At 63.7% G+C, this 16529-nt stretch carries 14 protein-coding genes; 4 read left to right on the top strand and 10 right to left on the bottom strand.

Annotated elements, in window-relative coordinates; genetic code table 11:
- Nucleotides 1-10: 10 nt before the first annotated feature.
- Together EEB12_RS05870 and EEB12_RS05865 are read right to left on the bottom strand one after the other, a co-directional pair.
- On the bottom strand, nucleotides 11-1768 hold the full coding sequence (locus tag EEB12_RS05870) for an Ig-like domain-containing protein (RefSeq protein ID WP_021332463.1): 1758 nt from the start codon (nucleotides 1766-1768) through the stop codon (nucleotides 11-13).
- 51 nt (nucleotides 1769-1819) lie between these two features.
- Nucleotides 1820-3589 (bottom strand): Ig-like domain-containing protein, encoded by a 1770-nt coding sequence (locus tag EEB12_RS05865; RefSeq protein WP_141487512.1) that lies wholly within the window; start codon nucleotides 3587-3589, stop codon nucleotides 1820-1822.
- A gap of 367 nt (nucleotides 3590-3956) precedes the next feature.
- Here EEB12_RS05865 and guaA point away from each other — a divergent pair, with 367 nt between their 5' ends.
- The gene (gene guaA, locus EEB12_RS05860; RefSeq protein ID WP_019747593.1) at nucleotides 3957-5528 is read left to right on the top strand and encodes a glutamine-hydrolyzing GMP synthase; all 1572 of its coding nucleotides are present in this window, start codon (nucleotides 3957-3959) and stop codon (nucleotides 5526-5528) included.
- 56 nt (nucleotides 5529-5584) lie between these two features.
- Here guaA and EEB12_RS05855 read toward each other — a convergent pair whose 3' ends face one another.
- Entirely contained in the window at nucleotides 5585-5818 is a 234-nt protein-coding gene (locus EEB12_RS05855; protein WP_020906937.1) for a hypothetical protein, read from the bottom strand.
- A complete protein-coding gene (locus EEB12_RS05850; protein ID WP_141487511.1) occupies nucleotides 5815-7209 on the bottom strand; it encodes a PspC domain-containing protein in 1395 nt (464 codons plus the stop codon). The genes EEB12_RS05855 and EEB12_RS05850 overlap by 4 nt, the downstream gene beginning before the upstream one ends.
- Before the next feature lie 236 nt (nucleotides 7210-7445).
- Between EEB12_RS05850 and EEB12_RS05845 the strand changes: the two genes are divergently transcribed.
- Genes EEB12_RS05845 through EEB12_RS05835 form a run of 3 tightly spaced genes read left to right on the top strand, consistent with a single transcriptional unit; the run spans nucleotide 7446 to nucleotide 10886 of the window.
- The gene (locus EEB12_RS05845) at nucleotides 7446-8726 is read left to right on the top strand and encodes an ATP-binding protein (RefSeq protein WP_037136870.1); all 1281 of its coding nucleotides are present in this window, start codon (nucleotides 7446-7448) and stop codon (nucleotides 8724-8726) included.
- The gene (locus EEB12_RS05840; RefSeq protein ID WP_020969075.1) at nucleotides 8723-9382 is read left to right on the top strand and encodes a response regulator; all 660 of its coding nucleotides are present in this window, start codon (nucleotides 8723-8725) and stop codon (nucleotides 9380-9382) included. The genes EEB12_RS05845 and EEB12_RS05840 overlap by 4 nt, the downstream gene beginning before the upstream one ends.
- A gap of 49 nt (nucleotides 9383-9431) precedes the next feature.
- Nucleotides 9432-10886: an MFS transporter gene (locus EEB12_RS05835; RefSeq protein WP_020906941.1), complete on the top strand. Its 1455-nt coding sequence runs from the start codon at nucleotides 9432-9434 to the stop codon at nucleotides 10884-10886.
- Here EEB12_RS05835 and EEB12_RS05830 read toward each other — a convergent pair.
- The 6 genes from EEB12_RS05830 to EEB12_RS05805 form a co-directional block, all read right to left on the bottom strand.
- On the bottom strand, nucleotides 10883-12091 hold the full coding sequence (locus EEB12_RS05830; protein ID WP_020906942.1) for an MFS transporter: 1209 nt from the start codon (nucleotides 12089-12091) through the stop codon (nucleotides 10883-10885). The genes EEB12_RS05835 and EEB12_RS05830 overlap by 4 nt on opposite strands.
- A 188-nt stretch (nucleotides 12092-12279) precedes the next feature.
- The gene (locus EEB12_RS05825) at nucleotides 12280-13674 is read right to left on the bottom strand and encodes a sensor histidine kinase (RefSeq protein ID WP_042951320.1); all 1395 of its coding nucleotides are present in this window, start codon (nucleotides 13672-13674) and stop codon (nucleotides 12280-12282) included.
- Entirely contained in the window at nucleotides 13671-14369 is a 699-nt protein-coding gene (locus tag EEB12_RS05820) for a response regulator transcription factor (RefSeq protein ID WP_020969076.1), read from the bottom strand. Before EEB12_RS05820 ends, EEB12_RS05825 begins: the two co-directional genes overlap by 4 nt.
- A gap of 75 nt (nucleotides 14370-14444) precedes the next feature.
- On the bottom strand, nucleotides 14445-15086 hold the full coding sequence (locus EEB12_RS05815; protein ID WP_019747602.1) for a phosphatase PAP2 family protein: 642 nt from the start codon (nucleotides 15084-15086) through the stop codon (nucleotides 14445-14447).
- A 2-nt stretch (nucleotides 15087-15088) separates the two neighbouring features.
- Nucleotides 15089-15673, bottom strand: coding sequence for a M15 family metallopeptidase (locus EEB12_RS05810; protein WP_019747603.1), 585 nt, complete (start codon nucleotides 15671-15673; stop codon nucleotides 15089-15091).
- A gap of 110 nt (nucleotides 15674-15783) precedes the next feature.
- Nucleotides 15784-16461, bottom strand: a complete 678-nt coding sequence (locus EEB12_RS05805; protein ID WP_141487510.1) for a winged helix-turn-helix transcriptional regulator — start codon at nucleotides 16459-16461, stop codon at nucleotides 15784-15786.
- Between the last annotated feature and the right edge of the window lie 68 nt (nucleotides 16462-16529).

The raw sequence follows: 16529 nt of genomic DNA, 5'->3' as shown, positions 1-16529 counted from the left end.
GCCCACCTTGTCAGCCGCCCAGCGACCCGAAGAGGGTGCCGAGGTCGAGGCTGCCGGTTCCGCCACCGGGTCCGCCGTCGGTATCACCGGGGACGGTCAGGGTCTGCGGCGCGGAGGCCGAGGACGTGTAGCCCGAACCACCCACGAATTCGGCGGTGACACTGTAGGTCCCGGAGTTGTAGAAGGTGGCCGGTACCGTTGCGACACCGTTGACCACGTCGACAGGTCCACCGATGAGGGTGTCACCGACCTTGAACTGGACCTTGCCCGTGGCACCGGCCGGATCGACCGTTGCCTTGAGTGTCACCGGGGTGTTCTTCTGAACAGTTCCGACGGCGTCGAGAACCGTGGACGTCTCGACGTCAGCGGGAGCCGGAGTCGTGACACTGACCGGGAATGCCGGGGCAGCGGACGGCGCGAATCCTGGTGAACCCGTGAACTTCGCGACAACCTTGTGCGTTCCTGTCGAGGTGAAGGTGTACGGAGCGATGGCAACCCCGTCTGTTCCGACCGTGGCAGTCAGCGTTTCGGTGCCGTCGACGATGAAGTCGACGGTGCCGCCGGTGCCCTGCGGATCGACCTTGGCGGTGAGGTTGACGTCCTGACCGACCTTCGCGGTAGACGGCGAAACCGTTGCGGTAGTGGTCACGGCGTCAGGCGGCGCATCGGTCGTGACGGTCACGATCTTGGCCGACGCCGACGTCGACGCCAGGAATCCGGGTGCACCGCTGTAGCTCGCGGTGATGGAGTGCGGTCCGTCCTCGGTGAAGGTCGGGGAGATGCTTGCCGACCCTCCGGTGACCGGCACCGCGTCCCCGAGGGGGTTGTCGCCGTCGAAGAACTGGACGGTTCCACCGTTTGCGCCGCCGCTCACGTTGGCCGACAGAGTGACAGGAGTTCCGTTCTTGGCGTTGGCCGGTCCGACGACAGTGGTGGTGGTTGCCTTGTCCGCCTCGATGATCCGTGTCGTGGCGAGGGGGCCTGCGCCGCTGTTGAGCGGACCGTTCTCGGCGTCACGCGGGGTGCATCGCGTGGGTGCCCAGGCGGTGATGACCAGGGTGGCCTTGGGGAGGAACGTGAGGAAGTTGCGATCGTTGTTCCATGCTCCTGCGCTGCCGCCGGTGCGTACCTTCATCGCGACGTCCCCTGAATCGCCGGCCTTGAGAATTGCCTTGACCTGGGGGAGTTGGAACTGGGTGTAGCCGTCGGCATTGTTGGAGCCGTCGACGTTCTTGCCGGTCGCCTTGACGACTATCCCGCCCTCGGAGTTGATGCTCGAGCTGGGGCTGTTGCCGATGACCTGGTTGTTTCCGGAGAGACGCAGAATCGTTCCGTTGGGATCGACGTTGCCGTTCTCGTTGACACGCAGGATGTTCGGCGCGACACCGCTGAGCCCTGCCGAAGTTCCGGGAACGATGGTGGCTTCCACCAGGGTGGCGTTCGCGGGAACGTCGACGTCGACCTTGATGCGGGAGACGTTCTGGACGGTCGCCCCCGAAGCCGATCCGGGGAAGGCGATGGGACCGGGTTGGATGGTGACCTCGAAGGTCTCACCCGCTCCGACGCTCTCCGGTGCGTCGACGATGACCGAACCGGACTGGGACTGCGTGGTCGGACCGGCGACGGCGGACGGGGTTGCGAGGCAACTCGTTCCGAAAGTTGTTGTCACCGGGGCCGCTGATGCGGGGATTCCCGCGAGGATGACGCCACTGGCGAGTGCCGTGGCGGCGATCGGCGCCGCGATGCGACGTCTGGAGTACACGAACATGGATTCTCCTGAGCTGGGTACGGGAGTGGTGTCCAAAGCTGATGTGGGGGACTAGCTTCCGAAGAGCGGGATGAGGCCGCTGAGTGAACCGGTGTCCACGCTTCCGGTGCCGCCGCCGTCTGTCGGTGCGGTGCCGACCTGCACGACCGTCGGGCCGGAGACGGAGTTCTTCCAGCCGGCGTCGCCGACGAAGTTGGCAGTGAGGCCGAACGTTCCCTCGTCGTCGAAGGTGTGCGTGAGCGTCGCGACGCCGTTGACGACGGCAACGGGGGCGCCGATGGGCGTCGTGCCGGACTTGAACTGGATCATTCCGTTTGCTGTTCCGGGTGCAACGGTGGCCTTGAGTTGCAATGCCTTTCCGACCTGAGCGGAGCCGCTGACAGTCAGGACTGTCGTGGTGTCCGCGCGGGCGGGCTCGGGATCGGTCACGTTCACCGTGAACGATGTGGACGTGGAGCCGATGAATCCGGTTCCGCCGGAGAACTCGGCAACCACGGCTGCGGCACCGGCTGATGCGAAGGTGTGCGGGAGGATCGCGACGCCGTCACCCGTGCCGACGGGTGCGGACCCGACCTCGGCGCCGTCGACCTTGAACGTCACGGTTCCGCTGCTCGGGATGGGGGAGACGGTGGCCGAGAGGTTGGTCGGTTCACCGACGACTGCTGTGAGCGGTTCGACAACTGTGGTGGTGGTTCCCCAGTCGGGATCGCTGACGTCGAGTTGGGTTGCGGTGGACACTGAATCGCCGTAGCCGGCCTCGCCGGTGAACACTGCGGTGAAGCTGTGCGTGCCGGAAGCGTCGTAGCTGCGGGTCAGGGAAGCCGTTCCGTCGACCACGGCCACCGGTGCGCCGAGGTTGGTGTCGCCGTCCTTGAACTGCACCGTGCCCACGGCGTTGGCCGGTGTGACGACGGCGCTCACGGTGATGCTGTCACCGACCAATGCGGCGTTCGGAGCCGAGATCGTGGTGGTGGTGTCCGCGGAGACGTCGACGGTCTGGACTCCGGAGGTCGAGCTGTGGAATCCCGGACCGGCGTTGTACGCGGCGGTGATGTCGTGGGCGCCGACGCTGTCGAAGGTGTGGGAGAGGGTGGCGCTACCGCCCGAGACCGGGACGGGTGCGCCGATGTCGTTGCCGCCGTCCTTGAACTGGACGGTGCCGCTCGCGTCGGACGGCGCAACCGTCGCGGTCAGGTCGACCGGCGTGCCGACCTTCGCCGTTGCCGGTGCAACCAGAGTGGTACCGGTGGCGACAGACGGGTCGACGACCTGGACGTTGACGTTGATCGGGTTGAGGCCCTGCTGCGTGCTGAAGGCGTTGACGTCGAAGAGCATGCCGCTGTCGTACGTCCCGAACGCTGTGCCGACAGGGACCGTGTAGGTCGCTTCGAGCGTGACGGGTTGGTTCTTCTTGACGACGAATCCACCGACGAGGAAGGTGCAGCCGCTCGAGCACTTCGCTGAGACTCCGCCATCTGATTCGTTGCTGATCGTCGCCCGGTTGGTCACACCCAGGTAGGTGGCCTTGGCGCTGCCCGGCACGAGGACGAATCCTGCGGGCGGGATGTCACGGATCTTTGCGATCGACCGTTCGATGCCGCTTTCGTTGTGCTTGATCTCGGTCTTGTACGTGACGGTGTCACCCGGGTGAACTGCCGCGTTCCCGATGACACTCTTCGTGAAGATCAGATTGTCGGTCGTGCCGGTGAAGGTGGTCGGCGGGGCTTCGTCAGCAGTGGCCGGCGTGCCGAGGGCTAGAAGTCCGGCGGCAGCCGTCACAGCCGCGACAGGTATGGCGAGTCGTCGTATGAATCGACGCACAGGTCCTCCTCGAGGTGAGCGCCGTTCGGCGGCGCCGGCCGTTTGCGATCGTGATCCTGATCACTTGACGGGCGAGATTACCTTTACTGGACGTTTGGTTCAGGCGAATCGGTCAAACGTCCAGAAAATTCACCCTCCGTCCATTTCGGGCTCTGGCCTGCGATGATGTCGCCGATTTGATTGCCGAAGCTAAGGTGCGGGTGATTGGGGCATCGTTAACCTGGACGGTGGTCTAGTTCGCCCCGAGGTCGCCGCGCAGTCCGGAGGGTCGGCCTTTGTAGTGACGTACCTCGCGCTCACTCGGCCGAGGAGCGGGCTGAGTCCATGCATGCGCAGAAGCGCTGGCTGCGGCGATTAGACTGCACCTGTGGCAGATATCGAGCAGCAGAGACCAGTTCTTGTCGTCGACTTCGGAGCGCAGTACGCGCAGTTGATCGCACGGCGAGTTCGCGAAGCCAAGGTCTACTCGGAGGTGATTCCGCACACCACGACCGTCGAGGAGATCGTGGCCAAGAACCCCTTGGCTGTTGTGCTCTCGGGTGGGCCCTCGAGTGTCTACGCAGACGGTGCTCCCAAGCTCGATCCCGCACTTTTTGATCACGACATCCCGGTTTTCGGAATCTGCTACGGATTCCAGGCAATGGCAGGCGCCCTCGGCGGCACCGTTGCCGAGACCGGCACCCGCGAATACGGTCGTACCGACATCGCGGTATCCGGTGGGTTGCTGCACGACGGACTTCCCGCGACGCAGCCGGTGTGGATGAGCCACGGTGACGCCGTCACCGAAGCGCCGTCCGGCTTCGAGGTGACCGCGACCAGCGATGGCGCTCCCGTCGCAGCGTTCGAAGATCGCGCCCGCAAGCTCGCCGGCGTGCAGTACCACCCCGAGGTTCTGCATTCCCCACACGGTCAGCAGGTCCTGAGCCGCTTCCTGCACGAGATCGCCGGTATTCCGGCAGCGTGGACGGCGTCCAACATCGCCGATGCGCTGATCGAGCAGGTTCGCGAGCAGGTCGGCGACGGACACGCCATCTGCGGTCTGTCCGGTGGTGTCGACTCGGCTGTCGCTGCGGCTTTGGTTCAGCGGGCAATCGGCGACCGGTTGACGTGTGTCTTCGTCGATCACGGTTTGATGCGAGCCGGTGAGCGCACGCAGGTCGAGCAGGACTTCGTCGCGGCAACCGGTGCGCGTCTGATCACCGTGGATGCTGCGGACACCTTCATCGGTGAGCTGGCTGGGGTCACCGATCCCGAGACCAAGCGCAAGATCATCGGCCGCGAGTTCATCCGCAGCTTCGAAGGCGCAGTCAGTGATGTTCTGGGCGAGAACGCATCTCACGGTGCGACCGTCGACTTCCTCGTGCAGGGCACCCTGTACCCGGATGTCGTGGAGTCCGGCGGCGGCACGGGAACTGCAAACATCAAGAGCCATCACAATGTCGGCGGGCTGCCCGAAGACCTGCAGTTCAAGTTGGTCGAACCGCTGCGTCTGCTGTTCAAGGACGAGGTCCGTGCAGTGGGCCGCGAACTCGGTCTGCCGGAAGAGATCGTCGGACGCCAGCCGTTCCCCGGTCCCGGACTCGGTATCCGCATCATCGGTGAGGTCACCCGCGATCGCCTCGAGATCCTGCGTCATGCAGATTCCATTGCGCGCGAAGAGCTTACGTCTGCAGGCTTGGACGGAACGATTTGGCAGTGCCCGGTGGTTCTCCTCGCCGACGTCCGCAGCGTGGGCGTGCAGGGTGACGGCCGGACGTACGGTCATCCGATCGTGCTGCGTCCGGTCTCGAGTGAAGACGCGATGACCGCGGACTGGACGCGTCTGCCGTACGAGACCCTCGAGCGCATCTCGACTCGAATCACCAACGAGGTTGCGGACGTGAACCGCGTAGTCCTCGACGTGACGAGCAAGCCGCCGGGAACTATTGAGTGGGAGTAAAAAACAACTGTGCGCCTTTATTAACCCCCCGCGGTTAATAAAGGCGCACAGCAGTTTTACTTGCGGTTGCGCCGATTCGGCAGAATCACCAGCAGTAGTCCTGCCACGACGGCGGCACCGACGAACAGCCAACGGAATTGAATGTTCGCTGCCGGCGCCAGGGAGAACGGCCCGACCAACGCCCACACGCTGACCAGTAGTGCGGCCAGTCCGGCGATCAGCAGAAGTGCCGAGGGGCGCTTGGATTCTCGGGTCTCGTCCTGGTCTGTCGTCTCGTCGTACTCGCTCATGATTGCGTCACCTTCAGGCTGCCGAACGTGGCTTTGGCGTTGATGGTCAGGGTGGGCGAATCCGGTGTCGCATCGCGGCCCGGGTGTATTCCGCCGTCGAGGCAACCGGATCCGTCACCCATGACGACGGTGCAGCTGTTCTTGACGTTGACGGTTGGTGGCACCATGACGGTGAACTCGCCGAACGACGCCGCGACGTCGATGGTCTCGTCCTCGGTGAACTTGACCCCGTTGAGGTCGAGAGTGAAGCTTCCGAAGGCTCCTGAATACGACGGCTCCAACTCGGAAGCTGTTGCCGGAGTCCATCTTTGCTCACCCGAGGCGTCGAACTCGATCGGGTAGACCAACGAGGCGAGAAGCACGAAACCCACGAGTGGTCCGGTGACGACCAGCAGGCCGTACCCCTTGCGGAAGAATGCCCCGAGGATCAGGCCGAGTGCGATGACGGCGAGTCCGACAGCACCGACTCGGCCGGGAGTGAACCACTCGTTGCCGGTTGCGGCGCCCGCTGCCCCGGTGACTGCGGCGACGATGATTGCGAGTCCGAGGACCGTCAGCGTCCAACGCGAGCGACGCTTACGTGGCGGCAACGGGAGCAGCGGTGTGGCCTTGGCTGCCGGATCCGGAAGATCCCAGGCGAACGGAGCGACACCGAGCGGATCCCAGGACGGCGGTGTGATGGCGGCCTCACCGATCACCTCGGTCGGATTGGCGCTGACCGAAGCGCTCGGGTCCTTCGACAGGTTGATCGTCGGATGAGCGGCCTGAGATTGTGGTGACTGCTGCGGCTGGTCGGCCGGTCGTGCCTCGGGCACATAGCTGTCGGGGAGTTTGGTGTACGGCGTGTACACGGGAGGCTGATTGGGCGCGAAGTATCCGGGGGTGAACGGCCCAGGTGTGAATCCGGTGCCTGGATACGCGGTACCTGCGCCGACATACGGCGACGTGTTCTGCGGCAGTGCGGGCGGGATGGGCGCTCGTTGGTAGAGCAGCCACAGGCCACCGACCATCAGGATCAGCCCGATCAGTCCGGAACCACCCAGACCGACGCCGACGGGGCCGACAGTCGTAGCCGCGATGGCGAGGGCCACCAGCAAGACGATGGTCTTGGTACTGGAATCGGAACTGTGTCCGCGGCCCATCAACGACTGCGCGGGGGACGATCCGTCACCGGCACGGGCAAGTACCAACCAGCCGGCGAGGTAGAGAAGGATGCCTGAGCCACCGAAAATGGTGGACGCGACAAACGCCACGCGTACGAGAACGGGGTCGATGCCGTACCGGTATCCGATTCCGGCGCATACCCCAGCCACGTGACCTTGTGCCGGCAGACGCACGGGGCGGGTCCGCCACAGATCCTGGATCTGTTCTTGGAAAGTCGGATTGTTCATGAATCAATCCTGGCTTCCGAGGCAGCCTCCGCGCATCAGGGCCAACCCTGATCTTTGTGGTGATCGCGGGTGAGGGTGGCGCCCTGATTCAGGGTTGGACCCTGATGTGTGTCCGCGTGGTTCGTGCCAGTATCGACTATGTGCAATATCTGTCAGATCCGCCGTTCGTGAGCGGTCCCGCTCCCGGGTTTGCGGGAGGCCCGCCCGTCAACGGGGTACCGGTGCATCCCGTACCCATGAAGAAGGGCGTGCCCATTCCGGGTGCCGTGCCACTGCGAAAGCTGGAGCGGCGCTCCGGCGGTCGCATCGTCGCCGGAGTTGCGGGCGGTATCGCCGATCATCTCGGTATCGACGTCCTGAAAGTGCGCGTCGCCTTCACGATTCTTGCGGCGATGGCCGGATCCGGCATCGTCATTTACGGCGCCCTGTGGATCTTCACCTCCGCCGGCACGGACACGCAGAAGCCGTCCGCGGCCGAGCGGCAGCGGGCGTACGGCTTGATCGCACTCGGATTGGGCGGCGCAGCCGCGTTGTCCTGGTTGTTCAGCGGCACGGCGGGTTCGGTGCTCGCGCCGTTCTTCGTCGTCGCGATCGGTGCAGCCTTGGTGTGGCGCGAGTTCGACTCCGACGGTCCCCGTACTGTGATCGGCTTGCCGCAGCGGCCTACCGTTCTGACGTGGGCGCGGGTGGTCGGGGGAGCCACCTTGATCATCTTGGGTCTTGGCGTTGTCGTCCTTGCTCAGGTCGACCTCGAAGCACTGCGCTCGTCTCTCTTGGCGGTGGTCGTGACGCTGATCGGTGTCGGTTTGTTGACGGTGCCGCTGTGGCTGCGGATGTGGCGTGCTCTCGGCGCCGAGCGTGCGGCCCGAATTCGCAACGACGAACGTGAAGAGATTGCGTCGCATCTACACGACTCCGTCCTTCAGACGTTGGCTCTGATTCAGAAGCAGTCCGACAACCCACAAGAGGTGGCGCGCCTGGCCCGCGGTCAGGAACGCGAGCTGCGCAAGTGGTTGTTCAGCGGCGGCGACATCGACCACACGAGCCTGACGGAAGGCCTGAAGATCATCGCCGGTGAAGTGGAAGACCAGCACGGTGTCACGGTCCGTCCCGTCACTGTCGGCGACGTACAACTCGAAGGCGAAGGCGTAGAGAACGGCCTGCCCAAGGAAGCGTTCACCGCGCTCCTCGGTGCGACGCGTGAAGCTCTCGTGAACTCGGCAAAGCACTCGGGGGAGAAGGAAATCAATCTGTTCGCCGAGGTCGAGGGTGATCAGGTCAGTGTGTTCGTTCGTGATCGCGGCGTCGGATTCGACGTCGACGCGGTGCCGGAGGATCGCCAGGGGCTGGCCAAGTCGATTCGTGGTCGAATCGAGCGGCGCGGTGGCCGCGTCGTGGTTCGATCCGACATCGGAAAGGGCACCGAGATCCGCGTGCACATGCCGCTCGGTGACTCTGCTCTAAGGTGGGACCAGACTGCTGACCGTGTCGACAACCCCGAGGAACAGCCCCAGTGACTTCGCTTGCGCCGCCCCCGTACCGCGTATTTCTTGTCGACGATCATGCAGTGTTCCGCTCCGGGGTGAGGGCCGAGCTCTCGCGCGAGACGGATATGGATGTCGTCGGTGAGGCAGGCGGCGTCGCGGAGGCAATCGCCGGTATCAACTCGACGAAGCCGCACGTCGTTCTGCTCGATGTCCACATGCCCGACGGTGGTGGAGTGGCAGTTCTGCGCGGAATCGATTCCGGCCCGGTGTGCCTGGCGCTCAGCGTTTCCGATGCCGCCGAAGACGTGATCGCGGTGATCCGCGGCGGTGCGCGCGGGTATGTGACGAAGACGATCTCGGGATCCGAACTTGCCGAGGGCGTACGACGCGTTGCCGGTGGTGACGCGGTGTTCGGGCCGCGCCTGGCAGGTTTCGTGTTGGACTCCTTCACCGGACGCTCCAATGCACCCGAGCCACAACTCGATCCGGAACTCGATTCTCTTACTCCGCGGGAACTCGAAGTGCTCAGATTGCTGGCACGTGGGTACACCTACCGTGAAATTGCCGAGGACCTGGTGATTTCCGTGAAGACGGTCGAGACTCACGCATCGAACGTTCTGCGAAAGACTCAGCAGTCCAATCGCAATGCGCTGACACGTTGGGCACATCGCCGACAGATCGACTGAATTTCCGCGCACCCTTTCGCGATTGCGAGTGAAGGCGCACCATGGACCGATGACGGAACCACTGGCGCTCGCGTCGAGACGTGGGCGTTGGGTTGTCGCCGCCACCGTTCTCGGCTCGAGCATGGCTCTCCTCGACGGCACCGTCGTCAACATTGCTCTGCCGCACATCGGCGAGGACTTGAATTCCGGTGTCGCCGGGCTGCAGTGGACTCTCAGCGGATACACCTTGGCATTGGCGTCGCTGATACTGCTCGGCGGAGCCCTCGGCGATCGTTGGGGTCGGCGGCGGGTATTCGTGTGGGGGACGGTCTGGTTCGCGGTCGCGTCGTTGCTGTGCGGAATTGCACCTGACATCACATTTCTGGTGATTGCGCGGATCCTGCAGGGAGTGGGAGCTGCGCTCTTGACGCCTGGCAGCCTTGCCATCATTTCCGCGTCACTTCGCGAGGAGGACCGCGGTGCGGCCATCGGCTTGTGGTCGGGCTTGGGTGGTGTCGCCGGCGCTATCGGTCCGCTGTTCGGTGGTTGGCTGGTGGAAGTGGCGGGATGGCGATCGGTGTTCCTGCTCAACATTCCGTTGGCGATCGTCGTGGTGTGGGCAGCGGTGCGCCACGTGCCCGAGAGCCGCGATCCGCATCCGCCCGAGCACCTGGACGTGGTCGGATCTGCCTGCGCAGTAGTCGGTCTCGGGGCGCTTACGTACGGGCTGATCGAAGTCAACCCGATAGTCGGGCTGGTCGGGGTGCTCGCGCTGTGCCTGTTCGTTGTGGTGGAACGTCGATCGCCGAGTGCGTTGGTGCCGCCGTCCCTGTTTCGTTCGCGGATGTTCGTCGCGGCCAATCTGGTGACTCTCGCGGTCTATGCGGCTCTTGGCGGTGTGTTCTTCCTGCTCGTGCTGCAATTGCAGTTGGTCGCGGGGTACTCGCCGGTGGCTGCCGGCGTCGCAACGGTACCGATCACCTTGGCATTGTTGCTGTTGTCTTCGCGCGCGGGCAGTTACGCGCAGACGCACGGACCGCGATTGCCGATGACGGTCGGGCCCGCCGTGGCCGCGGTGGGGTTGGTGTTGATGACGCGGATCGGCCCGGATGCGTCGTACCTGACCGTCGTGCTGCCGGGAGTTCTGGTCTTCGGGCTCGGCCTGGCGGTGATGGTGGCGCCGTTGACTGCGGCGGTGCTCGGCTCGGTGCCGGTGGAGCAGTCCGGGATCGCGTCAGGTGTGAACAATGCCGTTGCTCGCACGAGCCAGCTTCTTGCGGTTGCGGCCTTGCCTGCCCTGGTGGGTATCGATGCCGAGAGCCTGGTCGATCCGTCGAGTTTCTCCGACGGTTTCCGGTATGCGATGTACATCTGTGTGGCGCTGCTGTTGATCGGTGCGGCCATCGCCGCGACGCTGATCCGTACTCCGACTGTCGAGCCTGTTCAGGAATCGGATTCGGTTGCGTGCAAGCCGCATTGTGATCTGACGGGACCTGCAGTGCAACCGAATCCGATGAGGGACTAGACGCTGATGTCGCGATCTCGGCTGGGCACCAAGGGGATTGCCGCGGCTGGAAATGCCGCGACTATCGCGAAAGCGAGCGGGTAGCCGACCGCGCCGATCAGCGCACCGACCACCGGGCCCACTGCTGACGCGGCAATGAACTGGCCGGTGTTCTGTGCGCCCAACGCTTTTCCTTGCCATTTCGGCCCGGCCGCTTCGGCGACGGATGTGAACGCCAAACCGTTGTCGGCGACGCTGACGGTGGTTGCCAGCAGCAGGATCAGGGCCGGAACGCCCCAAGGCGCTGCGCCGGCTGCTGCCATTGCCAACATGACCGCGGATGCGGAGACGGCAACCAACCTCAGCGGGCCTACTCTGCTTCCGGCGCGATCACTCCAGATGCCGACGACGATGCGGCCGAGCGCACCCACGAACTGGGAGATCCCGATCAGGAGTCCAGCGGGCGCCGCGTCCCAGCCTTGCTCGCTGATCAGCCAGACCAGACCGAACGTCGAGAGGGTGAACTGCGGAAACACCAGCAGTGCCGAGACGACGTGAATGCGCCAGAGGAACCAGTTCGAGCGATAGGGGTTGATCGTTTCGACCGGGATATCTGTGGGCCGCGCCGCCGGTCGCGGGGGATTGACCAATGCGACGGCACAGATCAGGGCGAGGACGCCGTTGAGCGCCACCGACAGTCCGACGGCCGAACCGATTCCTACGTTCGCGGCGAGAGTCGGGATGGTCAACGACGCAATGGTCACGCCCAGTGGCTGTGACATCTGCCTGATGCCCATCGCAAGGCCGCGCCGATCCTTGGGAAACCAGCCGACCACAACACGCCCACTGGCGGCGTTGGTGCTCGCCGCAGCCATTCCGCCCAGCAGAAATGCGATCCCGAGGAGGGCGTAGTTGTCGGTGGTGGTCGCAGCCAGTGCGGCGATCGCCGTCAGCGCGAGTCCGATGGAGATGACCCATTTCTCACCGAATCTGTCGGCCATCGCTCCCCACGCCACCAAGGTGAGAACCATGCCGAAAGTGGGTGCAGCGGCCAGGGTTCCGGCTTGCGTCAACGAGAGACCGTGCTCGGAATGCAGCAGGGGGATCAAAAAGGCGGGGGTGCTGACGAAGACGGTGCCTGCGGCCTGGGCTGCGACGCCGATTCCGAGCATCGTCCACGCCTTCGGGGAGACGGCCGTCTTTTCCAACCGCGACGCCTGCGTCATGGTGCCCTCCGATTTCTACGCTGTTCGACGATGCCGACGCTACTCGCGTAGTTTCACATGTTGAAACCAGAATCCCATTATTTGGTCAAACTTGGGCGGCCCAGGGTGCGAAGTGCCCACCCCTTTTCGAGCGAACGGTACGACGATCGCCTTGGGTGCGCCGAAAGGTACGTTCGCTCGGGAAGGGGTCAGCGATGGGGCAGGCGAACCGTGAAGATCGTGCGCCCGTCCACCTGGTCGACGCCGATGGTGCCGCCGTGCAAGTGCACGTTTTCGACGGCGAGGGAGAGTCCGAGTCCGCTGCCCTCGCTGCGTCCGCGCGCGGTGTCGACCTTGTAGAACCGCCGAAAAATCGCCTGCCGGTCTTCGGGTGAGATGCCGGGGCCGTGGTCGACGACGGTGATGACGGAGAAACCGGGTTCTGCGCTCAACTCGACGCGAACCGGAGGCGCTCCGTGGCGCAGTGCGTTGCCGACGAGGTTGGCGACGACTATGTCGATTCGACGCGAATCCACTCTGGTGCTGACGTTTTCGGGTGCACGGAGTTCGACGGTTTCTGTCCAACCTCGGCTCTCGAGTGTGCGCTCGGTCAATTCGACGAGGTCGACGTCGTCGAGGACGAGACGCGCCTGTTGTGAGTCGTGGCGCGACATTTCGATCAGATCTTCGACAAGTCGAGTGAGCTTGCCGATCTCACTGCTCACGATGCGCGCTGCAGCGGCGGCGTCCGGCGGAAGATTAGGGATCTCTTCGCGGAGGATTTCGCTGACCGGAACCAATGCCGCCAGCGGCGTTCGAAGCTCGTGGGAGACGTCGGCGACAAATCTTCTCGACTGCTCTTCCGATTCTTCCAGACCTCGGATGACCGCTTCGTTGCGAGCGACCATGTTGTTGAAAGTTGTTGTGACCTGGGCAAGTTCGGCTACTCCGTCTTCGGGGAGCCGGACGCTCAGGTCGCCGTCGGCGGCGCGGGCGGCGGCCTCGTCCAGGCGTTTGAGTGGACGGACCAGCGTCGACGCGATCCAGAGTCCGAGCAGACCGCTCACCAGCACACCCGCCGCGAGGGTGAGACCGACAGCTCGAAGCAGGTCGTCGAACTTGTCCTGCACCCCTACCAGCGGCCGGATGGTGACGGCTTTGACCAGTGTCTCGTTGTCGTAGCCGTCGTCTGCAGTCATGTCCACGACATTGACCGACATTCCCAACATGATGCGCTGGGAGTCGAGTCTCTCGAAGCGGATCAGTTTGGGACTGTCCAAACCCTCTTCGAAGCTGGGTGGGATCGTTGCCGCATCCACTGATCCTTGACGAATGACTTCGCCGTCGACGATCAGAGTCATGTCGGACTGGAAGATCTGTCCGAGGGTGTCAGGTGTCAGCCCGTCTACCGGCGGTCCGTTGCTGTACTGCAGTTCGTCGCGAAATTGTGCCGTTGCCACGTCCTGAGCGTTGGAATAGATCCACGACCGCGCCATGAACGAGACGACGCCTGCGGTTGCCCCGGCGATGATCACGACGATTGCGATGAACACGAGCACGAGCCTGGTCCGAAGACCGTCGACCCGAAGCCAGGTCGGTCTCATCGGGCCGGGCTGGTGTTGAAGCGATACCCGAACCCGCGCACCGTTTCGATCACGGTCGGTGTGGCTGGGTCGTCCTCGATCTTTCCACGCAGCCGCTGCACTGCTGCATCGACGATTCGTGAGTCGCCCAGGTATTCCTGGTCCCAGGCTGCGGACAACAATTGCCTGCGGCTGAGAACCTGTCCGGGGTTTTCGGTCAGCGCCAGTATCAGTCGGAGTTCGGTCGGAGTCAGGGTCAGCAGCGTCCCGGCCTTGCGTACCTGCAATGACGACCGATCCAATTCCAGGTCGCCGAACTTCTCTGCGCCCGGCGCCACATCTGAACGCGATGTTGCGGGGGCCGAGCGCCGCACGACGGCTTTGATCCGAGCATCGAGGACACGCGGACTGGCCGGTTTGACGACGTAGTCGTCGGCACCGGCCTCGAGGCCGGCAACAGTGTCGATGTCGTCGGATCTGGCGGTCAAGATGATGATCGGGATCGAACTGCGCGTACGGATGCGTCTACAGATCTCGTAACCGTCGGCTCCTGGCAGTCCGAGGTCGAGTAGGACGAGGTCGGTGGAGCCGAGGACGTCGTCGAAATCGCCGTTACCGTCGGGGCGATGGCTGACGTTGTGCCCGAGTCGGTTCAGTCCCAACGTGATTGCCTCGGCCACCGCTGGATCGTCTTCTATGAAAAGAATGCTCACCATGAGCTCACCTTGGACTCGCCATGATCAGGGGCCTTCTGCGGTCGGAGGAATCTCGGTCAGCCAAGGGTACAGGGGTCACACTTTCGAGAGCCGTTCGTTGCCTGAGTCCGCCAGTACTGCGTGCCGTGCGACGCTGGTGTTCAACGGAAATGCCGACACGGCGAGGGTGTAGCAGCCGACGAGCAGTAGCGCACCGATCACGTCACTCGGCCGGTGCCATTGCAACACGACTACCGAGATCGCGGTCCCGATGGTGATCAGCGCGCCGTTGACTGCAACGACTGCCCGCCACCTCGAGGGTGTGACGAGCACGATTGCGCAGACCAGAGCAGCGATGGCCGTCAGCGTGCCGCTGGGGAAGGAATTGTGCATCACCAGGCCGTTCAGGTCCGGTCGATCCAACGATTGTTTGAGAACCCAGGCCGTCGTGATGGGACCGAGGGTCACGACGACGACGCGTAGGGCCAGCGCAATCGGGTTGTTGCGCAATGTGATCATGAGTGCCACGAGCACTCCTCCCACTATCAGTATCGGAGTGACGAGGCCGATGAACTCGGTGGAGAACACACTGAGTCCTTCGGAGGTGGCCGCGCCCACCATGAGTTGTTGGTCGACGATCTGACCACCAGTCGTGTTGACTGCCAGTTCGAATTCGACGACTCCGAGGATCAGGAGTGCCAGTGCGGCAATCAGTCTCGCGGGTTTGACTCGAGTCATGATCAGCCTTCCGCTCTCTCGTCCGAAGGGTTGCTCAGTTGGGGCGGGCATTCCCCGCCGGGAGTGGTTGCCAATTCGAAATGCCACATCTCGTTGGCATAGGTCTGACAGAGGCCGTAATCATTGCCGTGCTGGATGAGCCAGTCGTCGGCATCGGTCGGTCCGATGTCGACGGCTTGTCCGCTGACATGCTTCGACAGACTCGGGGAGTGCACCCATTTGGACGCTTCGTTCATGCTGCCGTACTTGACGACGGCTTCGTCGAACAGTCGCTGTTGGTATGCGGCGGACCGCCAACCCGAGGTGACGTGCATGTTCACTCCGGAGGCCTGTGCGTCGGCCGCTGCCGACTGCAGCGCCGCGAGAAGGGCGGAATCGAGACGGGCCAGTGCAGGTACATGGGTATCCTGCACGCTGATGCCGTCCTCGATCTCGCCGCCTGCAGGTCCTGAATCAGGCTGAGTGGCAAGGTAATTACCACTCTTGGGCTTTGCTTCTTCTGTGTACGAGCATGCGCTGAGCGTGAGCGCACCGAGTACGACTGCACCGAGTGCGGCGAGGCGGATTATTCCGCGGTGGCTGGGCATACAACAGAGACTGCTCGGTCAGTGTCACCGTCAGGTGGTCGCCGTTCGTCGACGGTGTCACGGTCTGAAACAGCTCTGTAACAGGACGGAACGGGGCTGGTGAGCGCGCTTTACGCGGGGCGCGGGATCGATGCGAAAGTCGACAGTTCGAACCACGAAGGCAAGCTACGACGCAACGCCGTAGGCCCCGAAATGGTGACGTCACCTGACCGTATGGCGTCCGACCAGGTCAGGTTACCGCGCCAGATCTCGGTCATCGATCGCAAGCCCGCAGAGACCGACACCGCAACGTCGAAACCCGGATCGATATCGCACATGTCCACCTCCCCGGAATTGATGACGAGCCACCAGTTTCGCGAATGTTCACGCACTCCGGAGAAAACGAAGTGCACCACGGTCTTTCCGTCGGGAACCACGGAGTGATCCACGCGTCGATGCATGTCCCACAGCAGCAGTTTCGGATCCAGGTCTTCATCGCCCAGCTCGCCGATCCACCTGGTACCCCAGATTCCGAGAGCTTCGACCACAGGGCGCAGTTCTCGGCCCGCGTCGGTCAATCGGTAACGGACGACGCAGTCGGTTTCTTCTCGCTCCACGATGCCGGCGATCGCGAGTTGGTGCAGCCGCGTGGAGAGCAGAGTCGGTGACATTCGCGGAAGTCCGCGTCGGAGATCGTTGAAATGGTCGCTTCCCATCATCAGTTCGCGCAGGAGAAGCAGCGTCCACCGCTCGTCGAGTAGCTCCATCGCCTTGGCGACGGGGCAGAACTGGTGGTACGAGGACCCCATCATTCGATCGTAGGCCTCTGGAGTGCTCCGGTACAGATTTCGTACTGGAGCGGAGTGAACCGTCGTCG

Origin of the sequence: Rhodococcus sp. WS1, assembly GCF_003797745.1 — a bacterium.
GTDB lineage: Bacteria > Actinomycetota > Actinomycetes > Mycobacteriales > Mycobacteriaceae > Rhodococcus_F > Rhodococcus_F erythropolis.
Note: the sequence above shows the minus strand (reverse complement) of the source record. Positions and strands in the feature narration are given on the sequence as shown.